The organism is Bartonella koehlerae C-29 (assembly GCF_000706625.1).
Taxonomy (GTDB): domain Bacteria; phylum Pseudomonadota; class Alphaproteobacteria; order Rhizobiales; family Rhizobiaceae; genus Bartonella; species Bartonella koehlerae.
In genome coordinates this window covers 1,168,367-1,189,009 of the sequence record NZ_KL407334.1, presented here as the reverse complement: position 1 = coordinate 1,189,009, position 20,643 = coordinate 1,168,367, and the positions used below count along the sequence as shown (strand labels likewise).

Genomic DNA, 20,643 nt, shown 5'->3' with positions numbered 1-20,643 from the left:
ATATATGATTTCTTCATGACCTGGCTATTTCCATTACTTATTATAGTTGGAAAAACACTTCTTCTTTTGGTTGTTCTCCTGGTTCTTGTTGCTTATCTTCTTTACGCAGATAGAAAGATTTGGGCGGCAGTACAGTTACGGCGTGGTCCAAACGTTGTTGGTCCATGGGGGTTGTTACAATCTTTCGCGGATTTAATTAAATTTGTTGTTAAGGAGCCTATTATCCCTGCTGGCGCTAATAAAGGTGTTTTTCTTTTGGCACCCTTTGTTTCTGCGACGCTTGCTTTATCAACGTGGGCTGTTATCCCTGTTAATGAAGGTTGGGCAGTTGCAAATATTAATGTTGGTTTGCTATATATCTTAGCCATTTCATCTCTTGAAGTTTACGGTGTTATTATGGGGGGGTGGGCGTCGAATTCAAAATATCCTTTTTTAGGAGCTCTTCGTTCGGCGGCCCAAATGGTTTCTTATGAGGTTTCCATTGGTTTTGTGCTTGTAACCGTTATTTTAGTAAGTGGTTCATTGGATCTCACAACAATTGTTCAGAAGCAAAGTCATGGAATGGGGACGATTCTTGGTCTTCCTTTTAACAGTTTTCTTGATTGGAATTGGCTCGTCCTTTTTCCAATGTTTATTATATTTTTTATTTCTGCACTCGCAGAGACAAATCGTCCGCCCTTTGATTTGGTTGAAGCAGAATCTGAACTTGTTGCTGGTCACATGGTTGAGTATTCTTCAACACCTTACATGCTTTTTTTTCTTGGTGAGTATGTTGCTATTGTTTTAATGTGTGCATTAACAACTATTTTATTTTTAGGTGGTTGGTTGCCTCCCTTGGATGTTTGGTGGCTGAATTGGGTTCCTGGTATCATTTGGTTTGTTTTAAAAGTTTGTTTTGTATTTTTTTGGTTTGCTATGGTCAAAGCATTTGTTCCGCGTTATCGCTATGATCAACTTATGCGGCTTGGTTGGAAGGTTTTTCTTCCTCTCTCACTAGCAATGGTTGTAATAACTGCTGCTTTTTTAAAATATATTGGTTTCGCTTAAGAGGAGGTTTCACGGTGTCAGGTCTTATTCAGACAGCAAAATCACTCCTTTTATTAGAATTTGTGAGTGCTTTTTTCTTGGCAATGCGTCAGTTTTTTTCACCAAAGCCTACGATTAATTATCCCTATGAGAAGGGGGTTGTTTCTGGGCGTTTTCGTGGTGAACATGCGCTTCGTCGTTATCCAAATGGTGAAGAACGGTGTATTGCTTGTAAATTGTGTGAAGCAATTTGCCCTGCACAAGCGATTACAATTGAGGCAGGACCACGGCGCAATGACGGTACACGTAGAACTATTCGTTATGATATAGATATGGTTAAATGTATTTACTGCGGTTTTTGTCAAGAAGCTTGTCCAGTTGAAGCTATTGTGGAAGGTCCCAATTTTGAGTTTGCAACAGAAACGCGTGAGGAACTTTATTATGATAAAGAAAAGCTTTTAATGAATGGAGATCGCTGGGAACGAGAAATCGCTCGGAATATATTGATGGATGCACCTTATCGTTAAGTGTATCGTTGAGTGGGTAGTCGGATAGTTTTTCCGGTAAATTATAATTTGATATGAAATGTTATACCAATTGTTTGGTTAATTGAGGAGAAGCCTATGCTAACGGATCTAGCGGCGGCATTTTTCTATTTATTTGCTTTTATTATGCTTGCGAGTGCAGTTATTGTTATTACAGCACGTAATCCTGTGCATTCAGTTTTGTTTTTAATATTGACGTTTTTTAATGCGGCAGCTTTGTTTTTGCTTGCAGGAGCGGAGTTTTTGGGGCTTATTCTTCTGGTTGTTTATGTTGGGGCTGTCGCTGTTTTGTTTTTATTTGTGGTTATGATGCTTGATGTTGATTTTGCTGAGTTTAAAAGTGGTGCACTTCGGTATGCTCCTATTGGAGCTCTTGTTGGAAGTATTGTTGCTGTAGAATTGATCATTGTTTTTGTGGGAAGCCGCTTTTCTCCAGTTCTTAGAACACATGTTACGCAACCAATGCCAGACTTAGTTCGGAAAACAAATACACAGGCATTAGGTGATGTTCTTTATACGGATTATGTTTTCTACTTTCAAATTGCTGGAATTATTTTATTAGTTGCAATGATTGGTGCTATTGTTTTGACACTTCGTCATAAATTGGGTGTAAAACGACAATCTATAGCAGCGCAAGTTTCTAGAACAGTAGAAAATGCCATTGAAATTAAACAAGTTGAATCAGGTAAGGGTATTTAGGGGGGGGTATGCACATTGATATTACGCATTATCTAATTGTTTCGGCTCTTATGTTTACGATTGGTATCGCAGGCATTTTTCTTAACAGAAAGAATGTAATTATTATCTTGATGTCCATTGAGCTTATCTTGCTTTCGGTTAATCTCAATTTTATTGCATTTTCAGCGTTTCTTCATGATCTTGTTGGTCAGATATTCGCTTTATTTATCTTAACAGTAGCAGCTGCTGAATCTGCAATTGGTTTAGCAATTCTTGTGGTTTTTTTCCGTAATCGTGGTTCTATTGCGGTTGAAGATGTTAATGTAATGAAAGGCTAACCAATGATGTATTATACGATCGTCTTTCTTCCATTTTTGGGTTTTTTAATTGCTGCTATAGGTGGAAAAACTGTAGGAGCTCGAGCGAGTGAATTGGTCACATGTAGCTTTATGGTAATTGTTGCCCTATTGTCATGGATAGCCTTTTTAAGTATCGCACTTGGTCATTCTCCAGCGGTTGATGTTTTCGTATTACATTGGCTTAGTGTAGATGGATTAACTTTTGATTGGGCTTTGCATGTTGATACATTAACAGCTGTCATGCTTATTGTTGTCAACAGTGTTTCGGCATTAGTACATATTTATTCAATTGGTTATATGCATCATGATCCTTCAAGATCGCGTTTTTTTTCCTATCTTTCTTTATTTACATTTATGATGCTTATGTTGGTGACATCTAATAATTTGATTCAAATGTTTTTTGGATGGGAAGGTGTGGGGCTTGCTTCTTATTTGCTCATTGGTTTTTGGTTTCAACGAGATTCTGCAAATAAAGCTGCAATGAAAGCTTTTGTGGTTAATCGTGTTGGAGATTTTGGTTTTCTCTTAGGAATTTTTAGTATTTTTGTTTTATTCCAGTCCGTTGATTTTACATCTATTTTTGCAAAAGCGGCTGACGATAGTTTTGTAAAAAGTATGACATTTGGGAATTGGCATCTTAATGGACAAATAGCGCTTACTGTTACATGTCTTTTGTTATTTATTGGTGCTATGGGAAAATCTGCACAATTTCTTTTACATACATGGCTTCCTGATGCAATGGAGGGACCAACACCTGTATCAGCACTTATTCATGCAGCAACAATGGTAACGGCTGGCGTTTTTATGGTTGCACGTATGTCACCTATTTTCGAACTTTCTTCAACTGCTTTGACAGTGGTTATTATTGTTGGAGCAACAACTGCATTTTTCGCAGCAACTGTGGGGTTGGTGCAAAATGACATTAAGCGTGTTATTGCTTATTCTACATGTTCGCAACTTGGTTATATGTTTGTTGCATTAGGCGTTGGAGCTTATGGAGCGGCTGTTTTTCATCTTTTTACTCATGCTTTTTTTAAAGCTTTATTATTTCTTGGTGCAGGTTCTGTGATACATGCTGTATCTGATGAGCAAGATATGCGAAAAATGGGGGGATTGCGTAAACATATACAAGCAACTTATTGGATGATGATTATAGGGACTATCGCATTGACTGGCGTTGGAATTCCAGGGACTGCTTTTGGTACAGCAGGTTTTTTCTCAAAAGATGCAATTATAGAGGCTTCTTTTGCATCCCATAATATTGCTTCGGGATATGCTTTTTGGCTTCTTGTTTTTTCAGCTTTATTAACGAGTTTTTACTCATGGCGGCTTATATTTATGACATTTCATGGTAAACCACGAGCGACGGTTGATGTTATGCATCATGTTCATGAATCTTCTCCAGTTATGTTAATTCCACTTTTTATTTTATCTATTGGAGCAATGTTTGCTGGTGTTGTTTTCCAACCTTACTTTTTTGGTGACCTATATGATGCTTTTTGGAAGGAAGCATTATTTACAAACAGCCAGAATCATATTCTTCATGATTCTCACAATGTATTCACTTGGGTAAAATGGTTGCCATTTATAGCGATGGTTCTTGGATTTATATTAGCCTATTTATTTTATGTTTCTGTTCCTTCCATTCCCAAGAAAATTGCTAAATTAATGCCTGTAATGTACCGTTTTCTTTGCCATAAATGGTATTTTGATGAATTGTATAACGCTCTGTTTGTTCGTTTCGCTTTTAAAATTGGTTTTTTTCTTTGGAAAATGGTGGATGGTAAGATTATTGATGGTTTGGGTCCGAATGGTATTGCCGCACGTGTTGTTAATATTACAAATAGAGTTGTTCGGTTGCAGACAGGCTATCTTTATCATTATGCATTTGTAATGCTTATTGGTATTACATCGCTGATCACATGGATGATGATCGGGGGCGTAAACTGATGACTGATTGGCCTATTCTTTCTACGGTTACATTTTTGCCGCTTGTTGGTGTTGTTTTGATTCTATTTATCAAAGATGATAGTGAGGTAGCACGACATAATATACGCAATGTAGCGTTTTTTACGACTGTGTTTGTTTTTATTATTTCCTTAATTATTTGGGCTGGTTTTGATCATACAAATGCTCATTTTCAAATGGTTGAGAAATTCAATTGGTTGGGAGGGGGCATTAACTATCATATGGGGGTTGATGGTATTTCTATTCTTTTTGTTGTTCTCTCAGCTTTTCTTTTGCCTTTCTGTATTTTAGCAAGCTGGGAAAATATTAAAGATAGATTAAAAGCCTATATGATTGCTTTTCTTCTTCTTGAAGTTGCAATTATTGGTGTTTTTTGTGCTCTTGATGCAATATTGTTTTATGTTTTTTTCGAAGGTAGCCTTATTCCAATGTTTATTATTATAGGCGTTTGGGGAGGGGCTCGTCGTGTTTATGCGAGTATGAAGTTTTTTCTTTACACTTTACTTGGGTCAGTGCTTATGCTGGTTGCCATTATGGTTATGTATTGGGAAACAGGTACTCTCAATATACCAACTTTGTTAACTTACCAGTTTCCAGCACATATGCAAATGTGGTTATGGCTTGCATTTTTTGCTTCTTTTGCAGTTAAAATGCCGATGTGGCCAGTCCATACATGGCTCCCTGATGCTCACGTGGAAGCACCAACAGCTGGTTCCGTTATTTTAGCTGGTGTTTTACTTAAATTAGGCGGATATGGTTTCCTTCGTTTTTCTTTACCAATGTTGCCTCTTGCTTCAGCTGATTTTGCGCCTTTGGTTTTTACTTTATCGCTTATCGCTATTATTTATACATCGTTGGTGGCGCTTGTTCAAAATGACATAAAAAAACTTATTGCTTATTCCTCAATAGCACATATGGGGTATGTGACGATGGGTATTTTTGCTGCAAATGAACAGGCTATCCAAGGTGCTATTTATCAAATGCTATCGCATGGGATTGTTTCAGCAGCTTTATTTCTTTGTGTTGGAGTTATCTACGATCGCTTGCATACACGGGAAATTTCAGCTTTTGGTGGTTTAGTGAATAACATGCCTAAATATGCCGTTGTTTTCTTGATCTTCACTATGGCAAATGTTGGTTTGCCAGGAAGTTCAGGATTTTTAGGTGAGTTTTTAACTTTAATAGGTGTTTTTCAAGTGAACAAATTGATTGTTATTTTCGCTACAACTGGCGTTATTTTGTCGGCTGCTTATGCACTTTATCTTTATCGGCGTGTGGTTTTTGGTTCTTTGGATAAAGAAAATTTAAAAATTCTTATTGATCTCTCTTCAAGAGAGAAATTCATCCTTTATCCGATGGTTATTCTTACAATATTTTTTGGTATTTATCCAATGCCTATTCTTAAAGCAATGGCGTTTTCTGTAAAAACTCTCATCAATAAATTACACTAGATAAAAGAAGAATGCTCATGCAAACTAAAATAATCACTCAATTAGTGTTAATTTTTCCAGAGATTTTAATAGCCTTAGGGGGGATGGTGTTGCTTTTGTTTGGTGTTTATTCAAAAGCACGTTCTTCTTTAACCGTGACTGGTTTGGCTATTGCTCTCTTTGTAGCAACCATCGTTATTATCATTATTTTTCCGAAAAATGGTTTATTTCAGACCAATGCGCTTATTATCGACTCTTTTGGACGCTACATGAAAGTTTTAACACTTATTGGTGCACTCTTTGCTCTTGTTATGTCTGTAGGTTTTAGCAGTACGCATAAGTTTGATATATTTGAATTTCCGGTACTTATTCTTTTAGCAACCCTTGGCATGATGCTGATGATTTCAGCAGGTAATATGCTATCACTTTATATGGGGTTAGAACTACAATCTTTGGCTTTATATGTTCTTGCTGCTATTAATCGCAATAATGTAAAATCTTCTGAAGCGGGTATAAAGTATTTTGTTTTAGGAACATTATCCTCGGGGCTGCTGCTTTATGGAATTTCCTTACTTTATGGTTTTACTGGTCAAATTGGTTTTCGCGAAATTGCTGTTGCTTTAAAAGGTGAAAATTTACAATTGGGCGTTATTTTTGGAATTGTCTTTATCTTAGCTGGTTTGGCTTTTAAAATTTCTGCTGTTCCATTTCATATGTGGACACCTGATGTTTACGAAGGAGCACCAACACCAATTACAGCATTTTTTGCTGGTGCTCCCAAAATTGCAGCAATGGCCTTAATAATTCGTATTATTGTTATGACCTTTATTCCACTGGAGAATACTGATGGTTCTATGCCTGCATGGCAACAAATTTTAGTGTTTATGGCGATTGCCTCAATGATACTTGGTGCATTTGCTGCAATTGGCCAGAACAACATTAAGCGTTTAGTGGCTTATTCATCGATTAGTCATATGGGATATGCGCTTGTTGGGTTAGCTTCTGGAGATATGCTGGGGATAAAAAGTGTTATTCTTTATATGACTATTTATCTTAGTATGACAATTGGTTCATTTGCTTTTATTCTTGGGATGCGCTCTAGTGATGGAAATGTTGAAAATATTTATGATCTTTCAGGATTGGTAAAGACAAATCCATTTATGGCTATTACGATGACAATACAGCTTTTTTCTTTAGCAAGTATACCACCTATGGCCGGTTTTTTTGGAAAGTGGTATACATTTTCTGCCGCTGTTCATGTTGGTCTTACTCCACTTGCTATCGTTGGTATGATAGCGTCTGTTGTTGGGGCTTTTTACTATTTGCGTCTCATTAAAGTTATGTGGTTTGATGATGCAAAAGCGCATTTTATTGTTTTATCGAATGAGCTCTTGTTTTGTCTTGCCCTTTCCGCATTCTTTATTTTATCTTATATGCTTTTCGGAATTTGGTTTGCTGACTTGGCAGAACGAGCAGCTACTGCATTGTTTTAATGAAAATGGATTATATCTTATCAGATTTTGCACAAAAACAAGGATACACTGTTGAATCGTACGAAACTGTTGATTCAACAAATTGTATTGCACAGCAAAAAGCTCAAGATGGTCATCATGGTTATCTTTGGGTTGTTGCAAAAGAACAATCACAAGGAAAAGCAAGAAGAGGGAGGACATGGTTTAGTCCAAAAGGGAATCTTTATTCTAGTCTTTTGTTAGTTGAGGATATTTTTCATCAAACAGCTGCTCAACTTGGCTTTGTTACTGGGGTAAGTGTGGTAGAGACAATAAAACAATTTATAAAAGATGAAAAGAAAACGAACGGTATTGTTAGCTTAAAATGGCCAAATGATATTTTGCTAAGAGGGTTTAAAAGCTCTGGAGTTTTGCTCGAGATTTTTAAATTGCCATCACAGCAGTATGCGTTGGTTATTGGTATTGGAATCAATACAAAATATCACTATGAAGATGCGCCATATTCTACTTCAAGTTTAAAGAATATTGGTTTGGATGTTGAAACAAAACAGTTATTTACGATTTTGACGGAGTGTTTTTCTAAAAATTACCTTCTTTGGAAACAACCAGGGGGATGTGATATAATCCGTGAAAAGTGGCTTTTATATTCCGCTCATCTTGGACAGTATGTCAAAATAGTCAATGATGAAAAAATCATTGAAGGTATTTTTTATGGTCTTGATAATAATTTTAACTGCGTCATAAAACAAAAAAATGGTCAACAAGAAATTATAACAGCTGGAGATGTTCATTTTGGTTCAGCTGCTTCTGTAAACGCAGATTGTTATTAATTGATAAAACTTTCTTTCACTATCAGATTGTTTTAAGAGGAGATGTTTATGGTCGCAACCAACGAAGATGAATTTGTTTTTTTACCTTTAGGAGGAGTAGGTGAAATAGGTATGAATCTTGCTGCTTATGGATTTGGTCCCCAAAATCTTCGTGAATGGCTGCTTGTTGATATGGGGGTTAGTTTTGCTGGTCCTGAATTACCAGGGGTAGATCTTATCCTCCCTGATATTCGTTTTCTGGAAAGTGAAAAACACAATGTGCGTGGTCTTGTTTTGACACATGCCCATGAAGACCATTACGGTGGTGTTTTTGATTTATGGCCAAAACTTAAAGTTCCACTTTACTGTACACCTTTTACGGCAGGATTATTGGAAAGTAAAAGGCAATCAGATTTTGGTTTTTATCAAATTTCACACAATATTTTTCAAGTTGGCGATTGCTTTCAGGTTGGTTCCTTTGCAGTAGAGGCTATTGCCGTTAATCATTCAATTCCAGAATCTGTATCTTTGGCAATTACAACATCCTTAGGCACTGTGATTCATACTGGTGATTGGAAAATTGATCATACACCTTCATTCGGGGCTGTAACGGATGAAGAACGCTTTCGTGCTTTAGGTAAAAAAGGTGTTTTAGCATTGCTTTGCGATTCTACGAATGCTTGTCGAGATGGTATATCACCATCAGAGCAGCAAGTTCAGATAAGTCTCTCTGAAATTATTGCAAAAGCTGAAGGACGCGTTGCATTTGTAACTTTTGCATCTAATGTTGGTCGAATACGTTCAATTGCTCTTGCAGCTGAGTCTGTTGGACGTCAGGTTCTTGTCGTTGGGCGCTCTCTTAAGCGGAGTATTATGGTTGCGCAAGAGCTTGGTTATATGAACGGTTTAGCGCCATTTGTTTCGGAAGATGATTATGGTTACATACCGCGAAAAGAAATTGTTTTAATTGTAACCGGTAGTCAAGGTGAGTCTCGTGCTGCCTTAGCTAAACTTTCGCGAAATGAAATGAAAAATCTTCAACTTTCTGCTGGTGATACCGTTATTTATTCTTCACGGAATATCCCAGGAAATGAAAAATCTATTATTGAGATACAAAATCGTTTCATTGACATGGGAATTAAAATAATTACGAATGAAAATGCTCTTGTTCACGTTTCAGGTCATCCTCGTCGTTTAGAACTTTTACAGATGTATGATTGGGTAAAACCACAGATACTTGTTCCTGTACATGGTGAGGCAATGCACCTTGTTGCTCAAGCAGATCTAGCACGTCAAGCAGGTATTAAAATGATTGCCGATATTAGAAATGGTAGTATGTTGCGTCTTGCGCCGGAACCTGTAGAGGTTATTGATCAAGTTCCTGTTGGTCAGATTTATAAAGATGGTTGCCTTATTGGTGATGAAGATGAGTTAGGGATTCGTGAGCGTCGCAAATTAAGTTATGCAGGTTATGTTGGTGTGTCTCTTCAAATGAATAGCAAACATGATTTACAGGGCGATGTTAGTTTGACAACATTCGGTTTACCTGAAAGTAATGGAAAGGGGGAAAGTTTAAAAGATATTCTTTTAGATGTCGTAGAAAATACTATCTATAACATTCCACGCATTAAACGAAAAAATAATGAACTTATTCAGGAAGCAATACGGTATGCAGTGAGAGCAGCTGTTAATGAGGCTTGGCAAAAAAAGCCTGTCTGTACAGTTTTTTTACATCGGTCAAAATAAAGTATTTTAATATTATCTTATTTCTTTTTAATGAAAAAAAGAGAGAAGAAAATTGTTAGATCATTTCGTCGCTCAAAATAAATCAAATAAAAAAATACAGCACATAAATTTTTTAACAACAAAATCGTTATGTTTGCAAGAATTCAGAATGTAGTTATGTGTAGCTATAGATAAGTGTAGGGTATATTTAAATTATTCCGGTATGATAGGTTTAATTAGGAGTTAATTATTAATGCGTCTTTCTCAATATTTCCTTCCACTTTTAAAAGAGAATCCTAAGGAAGCAGAAATTGTTTCTCATCGACTCATGTTGCGTGCAGGTATGATTCGTCAGCAAACATCAGGAATTTATTCTTGGCTTCCTTTGGGTAAAAAAGTGCTTGATAAAGTTTGTAAAATTATTCGTGAGGAGCAAGAACGAGTTGGTGCTATAGAAATATTAATGCCTACAATTCAATCTGTAGATCTTTGGCGTGAAAGTGGTCGTTATGATGATTATGGTTTGGAAATGTTACGCATTAAAGATCGCCAAAAACGCGATTTACTTTATGGTCCGACCAACGAAGAGATGGTAACAGACATTTTCCGTTCCTATATTCGTTCTTATAAAGACCTTCCGCTTAGTTTGTACCATATTCAATGGAAGTTTCGTGATGAGATCCGTCCGCGTTTTGGTGTGATGCGCTCACGGGAATTTTTAATGAAAGATGCTTATTCTTTTGATCTTGATTATGAAGGCTCTAAAATGTCTTATAATCGTATGTTTATTGCTTATTTACGCACTTTTTCTTGTCTTGGTTTAAAAGCAATCCCTATGCGTGCTGATACAGGTCCAATTGGTGGTGAACTCAGTCATGAGTTTATTATTTTAGCTGAAACGGGGGAGAGTGCTATATTCTGTGATAGACACTTTCTTGAACTTACTGTTCCAGATAGTTCGATAGATTTTAGTGATAAAGCTGCCCTAGCCAATATTGTTAAACAGTGGACCTCTTTCTATGCAGCAACAGAGGAAATGCACGATAAAGAAGAGTGGGCTAAGGTTTCTGGTAATAATCGCTTATCAGCTCGTGGTATTGAAGTAGGGCATATTTTCCATTTTGGTACAAAATATTCTGCTCCAATGGGAGCAAAAGTTATGGGACAAGATGGAAAAGAACATGTGGTTTTTATGGGATCCTATGGTATTGGGCCTTCACGTCTTGTTGCCGCAGTTATTGAAGCTTCTCATGATGAAAATGGTATTATTTGGCCAAAGTCGATAGCACCGTTTGATTTTGGTATCATCAATATGAAACCAGATGATGAAAAATGTACGCATGCGTGTGAAACTCTCTATCAGGGCTTAATGCATGCTGGTTTTGATCCATTATTAGATGACAGAGATGAACGTCCTGGATCAAAATTCGTAGCAATGGATTTGATTGGTCTGCCAATACAAATAATTGTTGGGCCTAAAAGTGTTGCAAAAAATGAAGTTGAAATTAAAGATCGAAAAACGGGTGTTAAAAAAATTCTAACGGTTGAAAATGTACTCAACCAGTTTTCTGTAATTTGATAGGCAGTGTTATGAAGTGGTTGAGGAGTAAATGGTTTTTATCTTATGAATGGATGATCGCTTTTCGTTATATGATTCCTAATAAAAAACACGTAGTTGCCTCTGTTATTTCAATTATTTCTCTTGTGGGAATTATGTTAGGGGTTTTTGCTCTTGTTGTTGTTATGGCAGTAATGAATGGTTTTCGTACAGAGCTTCTCAATCGTATTCTTGGTATGAATGGGCACCTTATTGTTCAAACAATTAATTCTGGTTTTTCCGATTATAATACTCTTATTTCTTCTGTAGAATCCATGAATGGTATTAAATTTGCTTTGCCTGTTATTGAGGGGCAAGCGCTTGTGCAGGGTGAACTTCAAGGAGGATCTGGTGCTTTAGTTCGTGGTATGCGCAAACAAGATTTAGAGAAGCTTAAAACAGTATCGGAAAATATTAAATTAGGATCGCTTGCTCAATTTGATCAAGAGGAAGGTGTTGCAATTGGAAGTGGTTTGGCAGAAAAATTAGATCTTACAATTGGGAGTGATCTTCGTATCATTACTCCAGATGGTGATGAGACTCCTTTTGGAGTTACACCACGTATTAAAGCCTATAAAGTGGTTGCTATTTTTGAAGTTGGTATGTCTGAATATGATTCAATATTTATTTTTATGCCTCTTCATGAAGCACAGATGTTTTTTAATTTGGGAAATAAAATCCAATCTTTAGAGTTATTTCTGAATGATCCTGATGCTGTTGATCGAATAAAACCAATCGTAGAGAAAGCCATTGATCAACAGGTCTATCTAATTGATTGGCGTATGCGCAATCAAGCTTTTTTTTCGGCCTTACAGATTGAACGGAATGTTATGTTTTTCATTCTTTCTCTTATTGTTCTTGTTGCTGCTTTGAATATTATTTCAGGCCTGATTATGCTTGTAAAAGATAAAAGTCATGATATTGCAATTTTGCGCACGATGGGGGCACAACAAAGTGCGATTTTGCGCATATTTATTGTCACTGGTATGATGATTGGATTGATTGGAACACTATTGGGTTTAATTTCTGGTATCATAGCGACCGCGAATATCAATCATATTCAAGACTTTATATCTTGGTTATTTAATGTCGATGTTTTTAATCCTCAACTTTATTTTTTAACAAAATTGCCTGCCCAAATTGAATGGGGACAGACAGTCATGGTTGTTGTAATGGCTTTATTTTTGTCATTCCTTGCCGCTCTCATTCCGGCATGGCGCGCTGCTAAGCTAGATCCTGTACAAGCTTTGAGGTATGAATAATGACAGCTATTTTAGAGCTTGTAGAGATTGAACGACATTTTTTAGGGGGAAATAAACCTCTTATTATTTTGGATAAAGCAAATTTTATCCTTAACCGTGGGGAACTTGTAGCACTTGTTGCACCCTCTGGTGCTGGAAAATCAACACTTCTTCATATTGCTGGATTATTAGAAAAACCAACTGCTGGTGATGTGATGTTACGTGGTGTTTCTTGTGCAAAACGTTCTGATAATGAGCGAACGGCTATAAGACGAAATGACATTGGTTTTGTCTATCAATTTCACCATTTGCTTCCAGAATTTACAGCTTTAGAAAATGTCATGATACCGCAAATGATAGCAGGATTTAAAAAATCCATAGCAGAAGATCGTGCACTTAAATTATTAACATATCTGCGTGTTTATCATCGCGCTAATCATCGTCCATCTGAATTATCCGGTGGTGAACAACAACGTGTTGCTATTGCGCGTGCAGTAGCAAATGGTCCTTCGGTTCTTTTGGCTGATGAGCCTACAGGGAATCTTGATCCTGTAACTTCCGCTTATGTATTTCAAGCTTTATTTGCGCTTGTTCGTCAAGCTGGTCTTTCTGCTCTTATTGCAACACATAATTACGCTTTAGCTAAACAAATGCATCGTCGTATTACACTTAAGGAAAAAAAGATTGTTGAACTTCCCTAGAGGTAAGATAAAAAATTTATTCTACAAATTAAGTATTTTATTCATACCATTTTTCACTTAAATCAAGGAGACTTTTATGACAATTGTTGTCGTTGACGAAAATCAACTAGACGTGCGTCATCGCCGATTGATTTTTCGTGCATGGCATCGAGGTATTCGTGAAATGGATCTCATTTTTGGGCGGTATGTGGATGCTCATATTGCTGGAATGAGTGATAAAAAGATTTCTGAACTCGAGTATATTATGTCTTTTAATGATCGTGATTTACTGACGTGGATTACCGGAGAAGTTTCACCACCACCTGAAGTTGATAGTCCGCTTTTTCGTGACATTGTCAATTATCAGTCAATTATCATGTTTGTATAAACTTAAATTGATCCCATGCCTATATTTAAAAAAATTGTTATTCCCCAGAATATTTCTGCTCACATGATCTTTGATGGAATTACTGATGGATTTGAAGCTTTTGCTCTTGCTCAATTGAGTTCAAAAATTGCACAAGATAAACCACTTGTTTATGTTATCCGTGATGGCACAAAAATTGCGCATTTACAGCAAATTTTAAATTTTATTGAGCCTAATTTACCTGTACTTCAATTCCCCGCATGGGATTGTTTACCCTATGATCGTGTATCCCCTGGAATTGCTGTTATGGCACGTCGCCTTTCGGCTTTGGCAAATATAGCAAATTTGCGTCAAAATCCACGCGCTGCAATTATATTAACAACAGCAAATGCAATTATGCAAAAATTGCCCCCTCATGAAATGATTGAGACACAGATGATTCATGCCCGTGTTGGTCAGCCTACGAGCATGGAGCATTTAATTCAATTTTTAGAATCCAATGGTTTTGAGCGTGTTACGGTGGTCCGTGATGTTGGTGAATTTGCTGTGAGAGGAGGGATTCTTGATATCTTTTCTCCTGTTGATTCTGAACCTTTACGTCTTGATTTTTTTGGAGATACCCTGGAAACTATTCGTGTATTTGATTCAGAAACACAAAGAACCACAAATAAAAGAACTGAATTTTTCTTACACTCAATGAGTGAAGTTGTTCTTACACCTGAACTTATTAGCAGATTTAAAAGCAATTATATCCGTACATTTGGTGTGTCACAAAAAAATAACATGCTTTATGAAGCTCTTTCTCAAGGGCGACGCTTTGCTGGTATGGAACATTGGCTCCCATTTTTTTATGAGAAACTTGACACTTTTTTTGACCATTGTGGCAATTTACCATTTGTTTTTGAACATCTCATAGAAGAAGTGCTCACCGAGCGTTATCGTCTTATTGAAGATTATTATAATGCGCGCAAAGAGAAAGAGCATGAAAATGATAAAGAAAATCCTACTTCTTATCATCCAATAGAACCTAGCCTTCTCTATTTAACACCAGAGCATGTTTTAGAAATTGCACAACAATTCAGACAACGTATTGATTTCACACCTTTTATTGTTCCGCAAACTTTTGGACAAACTCTTATTCATGCGAATGTTAAATTGGGATATGATTTTGTAAAAGAGCGTAATGCGCAAGAAAAAAATGTTTTTTCAAGTGTCGTTCATCATATTGCTTCATTGCATGCTGCTGGAAAAAAAGTGCTTTTAGCTGGTTGGAGTGAAGGGTCTCTCAATCGTTTGCTGCAGGTTCTTGATGAGCATGGTTTGAAAAAAATAGATGTTGTAAAATCATTACACACTGTCAGAGCAACACCACGTGATCATATAACAGCAGCTGTTATAAGGATAGAGCATGGTTTTGAAGTGGAAGATTTTGTTATCATAACAGAGCAAGATATCCTTGGTGATCGATTAATAAGATTACCAAAACGGCGGAAACACAATAAAAATTTTATTTCTGAAATTGCAGCTTTAAATTCTGGTGATATCGTGGTGCATATCGATCATGGTATTGGACAATTTGTTGGTCTTAAAACCATCACTACAGCTGGAATTTTACGAGATTGTCTTGAAATTAAATATGCAGGAGGTGATCGGCTCTTTTTACCTGTTGAAAATATTGAGCTTCTTTCACGTTATGGATCGGAGGGAATAGATGTAGCGTTAGATAAGTTAGGTGGTGTTGCTTGGCAAGCACGTAAAGCACGACTTAAAAAACATTTATTGCAAATGGCTGGCCAGTTAATTCGTATTGCTGCAGAGCGTGCTACGCGTTATGCACCTGCTTTGGTTCCACCAATTGGACCATTTGATGAGTTTGTTGCACGCTTTCCTTATGAAGAAACGGAAGATCAAATGGATGCCATTGAAGCAGTTTTAGACGATTTAGCATCAGGAAAACCGATGGATCGCTTAATATGTGGTGATGTTGGCTTTGGAAAAACAGAAGTTGCCATTCGAAGCGCTTTTGTTGCAGCATTAAATGGATATCAGGTTGCTGTTGTTGTGCCGACAACTTTGCTTTCACGGCAACATTACAAAACTTTTATTTCACGTTTTCAAGGATTACCCGTTAAAATTGGTCATGCTTCGAGGCTTGTCAACACTAAAGAACTTTCCCAAGTCAAAAAAGGACTTTCAGATGGTACGATTGACATTGTCATTGGAACACATGCACTCTTAAGCAGTGCAGTGAATTTTTTACGCTTGGGGCTTCTTATTATTGATGAGGAGCAACATTTTGGCGTAAAACACAAAGAACGGTTAAAAGAGCTGAAAAGTGATATCCATGTTCTTACACTTTCAGCAACACCAATACCACGCACTTTAGGACTTGCTTTATCAGGGGTTCGTGAGCTTTCATTAATAACAACTCCTCCCATTGATAGAATGGCGGTACGTACTTTTATTGTACCGTTTGATTCACTTGTTATACGCGAAACATTGCTTCGAGAATATTACCGTGGTGGACAAAGTTTGTATGTGTGTCCTCGTGTTTCTGATCTTGTTTCTGTAGAAGAATATCTCAAAACACATGTTCCTGAACTCAAATTCGTTGTAGCTCATGGGCAAATGCCGGCTGGACAACTTGATGATATTATGAATGCATTCTATGATGGACAATATGATGTTCTTCTGTCAACAACCATCATTGAATCAGGTCTTGATATTCCAACAGCCAACACCTTAATCGTGCATCGTGCTGAGATGTTTGGTCTTTCTGCTCTCTACCAACTGCGTGGTAGGGTAGGGCGTTCAAAACAACGTGCTTATGCACTCTTTACATTTCCTTCTGGTAAAATTTTAACTCCTGCTGCAGATCGTCGTCTTAAAGTTTTACAATCTCTTGATAGCTTAGGGGCTGGTTTTCAATTGGCAAGTCATGATATGGACATTCGTGGTTCAGGAAATTTTTTGGGTGAAGAGCAATCGGGGCATATCAAAGAAGTTGGATTTGAGCTCTATCAAAAAATGCTTGAAGAAGCTGTTGCTGAATTAAAAGATGGCAAGCAGAGTGATGATGAACAATGGTCGCCTCAAATTTCACTTGGTATAACAGTGATGATACCAGAGAGTTTTGTACCTGATTTATCCTTACGTATGGGGCTTTATCGTCGTTTGACAGAACTTGACAATTTAGAGCAAATTAATGAATTTGCAGCGGAATTAATTGATCGTTTTGGATCTTTGCCACTTGAAATTCAACATCTTCTTAAAGTCTTTTATATAAAAATATTGTGCCGAAAAGCACATGTGGAAAAATTGGATATGGGACCTAAGGGTGTTGTGATACAGTTTCGTAATAATTATTTTGCAAATAGTGTTTCTCTTGTTCAGTGGGTTGGAAAACAAGGTTCGATGGCTAAAATTCGACCAGATCAAACTATCGCTCTTATTCGTGATTGGGCTAGAGTGGATGAAAGACTTGTTGGAGTAACAACTATTATGACACAACTTGTAGAAATGGCAGAACAACACCCTGTTTAGAAAAGTTCACTATTTTTAAACTTCAACCATTTTTATAAACTTAAGCTATAAAAATATACATTTATTGAGTCTTTATAAAAATAAACTTCAAGTTTCTGCATTATAATACATATTGATATAATAAAAAAGTAGATTAGACAGCGTAATCGTATTAAATAACACTTGCATGTAATGCTTTTCTACAAATCCTCTAAAGAGCAAAAAACAGGGTAATAGTATTTTTTTCATTATAACGATTGCTGATGATAGCCTTGTTATACTCACTTTAATATATTGCTTTAAAAAATCTTATGCTAAGTTCGGCTTAACCAATTTAATTTCTAACAAAAATATCAATATTTTAAAGAAAAAAGAAAGAATATTAATAATATGATAAATTTTATTGAAGAAAAATTTGCTAATATAAGTATTTTTTAAAATATAATTATATTAGCACAAAACGCTATACGCTTTTAAAGGAACAGAATAAAATTTTGTAATAATATAAATATCTAAAGGAATAATATTATAAAATAATTATATGATTTAGATAAAAATAGTTTACTTATAAATACAAAATAGTAAAATAATATGTAATAAAGTAAATATTATTTAATTAAAGTAAAAAATAATTATTTAATGATAAGTATTATTTTGCGTAAATATTTTATTTTGTCAATAAATACAAACAACTTTATATACCTCAGTTTAATCATAGATATTGAAGAATTGTTAACGAATAGCTTTTATAATATCTATAAAAATAAATACCTTACAGTATAAAGTCATCCCATTATATAGGATGGTATGTTTTTGAAAAAAGATTCACCTATATTTGTAAAACCATGAGAGAAGTACATAATATACTTCTTCCAAATAAGAGAAAGAATATTATAAATCGTACATTTTTCTTGTATTAAAGATTGTTTTAATTAAAGGTAGTTGTTTCATTTTTATTACACTTTATTCAAAGTAGAAATACTTTTAAATTTTTATAACAAATATATTTGATAAGAGTATGGTAATATAAAATAGTTCTCTATGGTGAATACATCCAATTAAAGAAATATAATAAATAACTAGTCACTATGCGGATAATAGTATGATTTTTTATTTTTTTAAAAAGCTTATGAAGCTTTATTATTTTAGATAAAATTACTCATAGATAGGAAAAACTTAAAATAATTTTTGTTAAATTAGTTTTATTCACGCCACCAAGCTTGAAGGCGATATCCGTATAAAGGTGTATAAACGGGGTGTTTAATATATGACCAACGTGCTACCCACTGTTCAGGTAAATGATACAAAGGTATATAGTAACTTCCAGAAATAAGAATTCTATCTAAAGCACGAACTGCTGCAATGAAATCAACATCTGAATGTGCATCAAGTATCGCTGTTATCATCGCATCTATAGCAGGATCAGCAGTTCCAGCAAAATTAAAACTTCCTTTCAAATTTCGAGAAGCCGAACTCCAACGATTTATTTGTTCGTTTCCTGGTGACAGAGAATTTTTTAATTTTCCTATAATCATATCATAATCAAACATTCCTAAGCGATTTTGATATTGGCTATCATCAACAGTTCTTATTTCGGCATGAATACCAAGACGTGACAAAGTACTCTGAAATGCAAGTGCAACCTTTTCTTCTTCAAGTGATTGAGTCATGATTTCAAATTGAAAAGATAAACCATTTGGGGCAATAAGCCTGTTATTTTTTTTTGTAAAGCCTGCTTCTTGTAAAAGTTTCCAAGCTTTTTGAGCGTTTAATCGGTCCATACCCGATCCATCTGTTTTGGAAATACGCCAACTGCCATCCATAACTTCAGGAAGAACCGCATCAGGATAAGGTGCTAAAAGTTCTTTTTCTTTTTCGCTTGCTGGTTTTCCAACAGAGGAAAGGATAGATCCATCCCAATAACCTTCTGTTCTTGTGTATATATTATTGAAAAGGTGATGATTGATCCATTCAAAATCGAAAAGTATCGATAACGCTTGTCTTACTCTTTTATCTTTAAAAAGTATGCGTCGTGTATTAAAAACAAATCCCATTATATCAGCAGGTGTCCCTTTCGAAAAAATTTCTTTGATAATTTGTCCTTCACGAACAGCTGGAAAATTATAAGAATGCTGCCAACGATTTGAATTTGTTTCAATAAAAACATCAATAATGCCCTTTTTGAATGCTTCAAAACGCGCTGTATCATTGCGAAAATATTCGATTTGGATAATATCAAAATTATTTAATCCTTTATTAACGGGGAGATTCTGACCCCAATAATAAGGATTGCGTTTATAGATAATCCGTTCACCCAGATCTACATGTTCAATGATATAGGGACCACTGCCTGGGATTTTATTTAACCCATTTTTTTCAAAATCATCAACATTAATAGCGTGTTTTGGCAATATTGGCATGGCACTTGCTAAGAGCAGCGGAAATTCTCGATCTTTTGAGTGTGGAAAGCGTATTTTAATACCGTGATCTCCAACTTTTTCGACAGATTCTATCCGTTTTATATAGCGATCAAATGGGGGTCTTCCTTTATTTTTAAGGAGTTTTATTGTGAATAAAACATCTTCAATTGTTAGAGGATGTCCATCTGAAAAACGTGCCTTTGGATTAAGAAAAAAGGTAATTTCAGTGCGCTCATTGTTTAATTCAACTTTTTCTGCTAGAAGGCTATAAAGTGTAAATGCTTCATCACGAGAGCGTACCATCATTGTTTCATAAACAAGACTAGAAAATTGTTCATCAGCGAAAAGTCCTCTTGCAGTTGTTCGGAAACTGCGGATTACAAATGGATTTAATCCATCAAATGTTCCAACAACACCATAAGTCACTTTCCCTTTTCGATTTGCATTGGGAGATACATAAGGAAAATAATCAAATTGATCTGACAATTTTGGAGTCCCATGCATTGCAATACCAGTTGCGAACGCTCTATAACTTAAAAGAAGAATTACAAATGTAAAGAAAAGTCTAAGATAATAAAAATTATAGAATAACATAGAAGTTTACTTTAACCGTATTGCAATATTGATTCGTTTATGCAATCTTATCTTATTTCATTGCACTAAGATATTTTATGAACAAATTTTATAAAGAGCAATGCAATAAAGATGGGTATGCTGCATGAGTGCATAAATTATTTAACTAGCTATTTATAGCTTTATTTCTCCAAATTTGACTTTTATCTTTGTATTGAAGTAAGAGGCATA

The 20,643-nt window shown here is 35.7% G+C and carries 15 protein-coding genes; 14 read left to right on the top strand and 1 reads right to left on the bottom strand.

The window, feature by feature from the left end; translation table 11 throughout:
• The 14 genes from nuoH (at position 1) to mfd (ending at position 17,440) form a co-directional block, all read left to right on the top strand.
• Complete coding sequence (nuoH, locus tag O9A_RS05005; RefSeq protein WP_034460243.1) at positions 1 to 1,047, top strand: NADH-quinone oxidoreductase subunit NuoH; 1,047 nt, start codon at positions 1 to 3, stop codon at positions 1,045 to 1,047.
• A gap of 14 nt (positions 1,048 to 1,061) precedes the next feature.
• On the top strand, positions 1,062 to 1,553 hold the full coding sequence (gene nuoI, locus O9A_RS05000) for an NADH-quinone oxidoreductase subunit NuoI (protein ID WP_034459394.1): 492 nt from the start codon (positions 1,062 to 1,064) through the stop codon (positions 1,551 to 1,553).
• Between the two features lie 96 nt (positions 1,554 to 1,649).
• On the top strand, positions 1,650 to 2,270 hold the full coding sequence (locus O9A_RS04995) for an NADH-quinone oxidoreductase subunit J (protein WP_034459391.1): 621 nt from the start codon (positions 1,650 to 1,652) through the stop codon (positions 2,268 to 2,270).
• An 8-nt stretch (positions 2,271 to 2,278) separates the two neighbouring features.
• Positions 2,279 to 2,587 (top strand): NADH-quinone oxidoreductase subunit NuoK, encoded by a 309-nt coding sequence (gene nuoK, locus O9A_RS04990; protein ID WP_034459384.1) that lies wholly within the window; start codon positions 2,279 to 2,281, stop codon positions 2,585 to 2,587.
• 6 nt (positions 2,588 to 2,593) lie between these two features.
• Entirely contained in the window at positions 2,594 to 4,558 is a 1,965-nt protein-coding gene (gene nuoL / locus O9A_RS04985) for an NADH-quinone oxidoreductase subunit L (protein ID WP_034459383.1), read from the top strand.
• Positions 4,558 to 6,027, top strand: a complete 1,470-nt coding sequence (locus O9A_RS04980; protein ID WP_034459379.1) for an NADH-quinone oxidoreductase subunit M — start codon at positions 4,558 to 4,560, stop codon at positions 6,025 to 6,027. The genes nuoL and O9A_RS04980 overlap by 1 nt, the downstream gene beginning before the upstream one ends.
• 17 nt (positions 6,028 to 6,044) lie before the next feature.
• Positions 6,045 to 7,499 (top strand): NADH-quinone oxidoreductase subunit NuoN, encoded by a 1,455-nt coding sequence (gene nuoN, locus O9A_RS04975; RefSeq protein ID WP_034459378.1) that lies wholly within the window; start codon positions 6,045 to 6,047, stop codon positions 7,497 to 7,499.
• Positions 7,499 to 8,308 carry a biotin--[acetyl-CoA-carboxylase] ligase gene (locus O9A_RS04970; RefSeq protein ID WP_195890919.1) on the top strand — a complete coding sequence of 270 codons (810 nt, stop codon included), beginning with the start codon at positions 7,499 to 7,501 and terminating at the stop codon, positions 8,306 to 8,308. The genes nuoN and O9A_RS04970 overlap by 1 nt, the downstream gene beginning before the upstream one ends.
• Positions 8,309 to 8,356: 48 nt before the next feature.
• Positions 8,357 to 10,033, top strand: coding sequence for a ribonuclease J (locus O9A_RS04965; RefSeq protein ID WP_034459376.1), 1,677 nt, complete (start codon positions 8,357 to 8,359; stop codon positions 10,031 to 10,033).
• A gap of 232 nt (positions 10,034 to 10,265) precedes the next feature.
• Positions 10,266 to 11,591 (top strand): proline--tRNA ligase, encoded by a 1,326-nt coding sequence (gene proS / locus O9A_RS04960; protein WP_034459373.1) that lies wholly within the window; start codon positions 10,266 to 10,268, stop codon positions 11,589 to 11,591.
• Positions 11,592 to 11,602: 11 nt separating this feature from the next.
• Positions 11,603 to 12,871, top strand: coding sequence for a lipoprotein-releasing ABC transporter permease subunit (locus tag O9A_RS04955; RefSeq protein WP_034459371.1), 1,269 nt, complete (start codon positions 11,603 to 11,605; stop codon positions 12,869 to 12,871).
• Positions 12,871 to 13,551: an ABC transporter ATP-binding protein gene (locus tag O9A_RS04950; RefSeq protein ID WP_034459369.1), complete on the top strand. Its 681-nt coding sequence runs from the start codon at positions 12,871 to 12,873 to the stop codon at positions 13,549 to 13,551. Before O9A_RS04955 ends, O9A_RS04950 begins: the two co-directional genes overlap by 1 nt.
• A 76-nt stretch (positions 13,552 to 13,627) precedes the next feature.
• Positions 13,628 to 13,918 carry an FAD assembly factor SdhE gene (locus O9A_RS04945; protein ID WP_034459367.1) on the top strand — a complete coding sequence of 97 codons (291 nt, stop codon included), beginning with the start codon at positions 13,628 to 13,630 and terminating at the stop codon, positions 13,916 to 13,918.
• A gap of 15 nt (positions 13,919 to 13,933) precedes the next feature.
• Complete coding sequence (mfd, locus tag O9A_RS04940) at positions 13,934 to 17,440, top strand: transcription-repair coupling factor (RefSeq protein ID WP_034459365.1); 3,507 nt, start codon at positions 13,934 to 13,936, stop codon at positions 17,438 to 17,440.
• 1,181 nt (positions 17,441 to 18,621) lie between these two features.
• Here the strand turns inward: mfd and O9A_RS04935 are convergent.
• Positions 18,622 to 20,433, bottom strand: a complete 1,812-nt coding sequence (locus O9A_RS04935) for an extracellular solute-binding protein (RefSeq protein WP_034459363.1) — start codon at positions 20,431 to 20,433, stop codon at positions 18,622 to 18,624.
• Positions 20,434 to 20,643: the final 210 nt, after the last annotated feature.

Coding starts and splice junctions, on each gene's coding strand:
- O9A_RS04995 (WP_034459391.1), top strand. CDS start 1,650: ATGCTAACGGATCTAGCGGCGGCATTTTTCTATTTATTTGCTTTTATT.
- nuoK (WP_034459384.1), top strand. CDS start 2,279: ATGCACATTGATATTACGCATTATCTAATTGTTTCGGCTCTTATGTTT.
- nuoL (WP_034459383.1), top strand. CDS start 2,594: ATGTATTATACGATCGTCTTTCTTCCATTTTTGGGTTTTTTAATTGCT.
- O9A_RS04980 (WP_034459379.1), top strand. CDS start 4,558: ATGACTGATTGGCCTATTCTTTCTACGGTTACATTTTTGCCGCTTGTT.
- nuoN (WP_034459378.1), top strand. CDS start 6,045: ATGCAAACTAAAATAATCACTCAATTAGTGTTAATTTTTCCAGAGATT.
- O9A_RS04970 (WP_195890919.1), top strand. CDS start 7,499: ATGAAAATGGATTATATCTTATCAGATTTTGCACAAAAACAAGGATAC.
- O9A_RS04965 (WP_034459376.1), top strand. CDS start 8,357: ATGGTCGCAACCAACGAAGATGAATTTGTTTTTTTACCTTTAGGAGGA.
- proS (WP_034459373.1), top strand. CDS start 10,266: ATGCGTCTTTCTCAATATTTCCTTCCACTTTTAAAAGAGAATCCTAAG.
- O9A_RS04955 (WP_034459371.1), top strand. CDS start 11,603: ATGAAGTGGTTGAGGAGTAAATGGTTTTTATCTTATGAATGGATGATC.
- O9A_RS04950 (WP_034459369.1), top strand. CDS start 12,871: ATGACAGCTATTTTAGAGCTTGTAGAGATTGAACGACATTTTTTAGGG.
- O9A_RS04945 (WP_034459367.1), top strand. CDS start 13,628: ATGACAATTGTTGTCGTTGACGAAAATCAACTAGACGTGCGTCATCGC.
- mfd (WP_034459365.1), top strand. CDS start 13,934: ATGCCTATATTTAAAAAAATTGTTATTCCCCAGAATATTTCTGCTCAC.
- O9A_RS04935 (WP_034459363.1), bottom strand. CDS start 20,433: ATGTTATTCTATAATTTTTATTATCTTAGACTTTTCTTTACATTTGTA.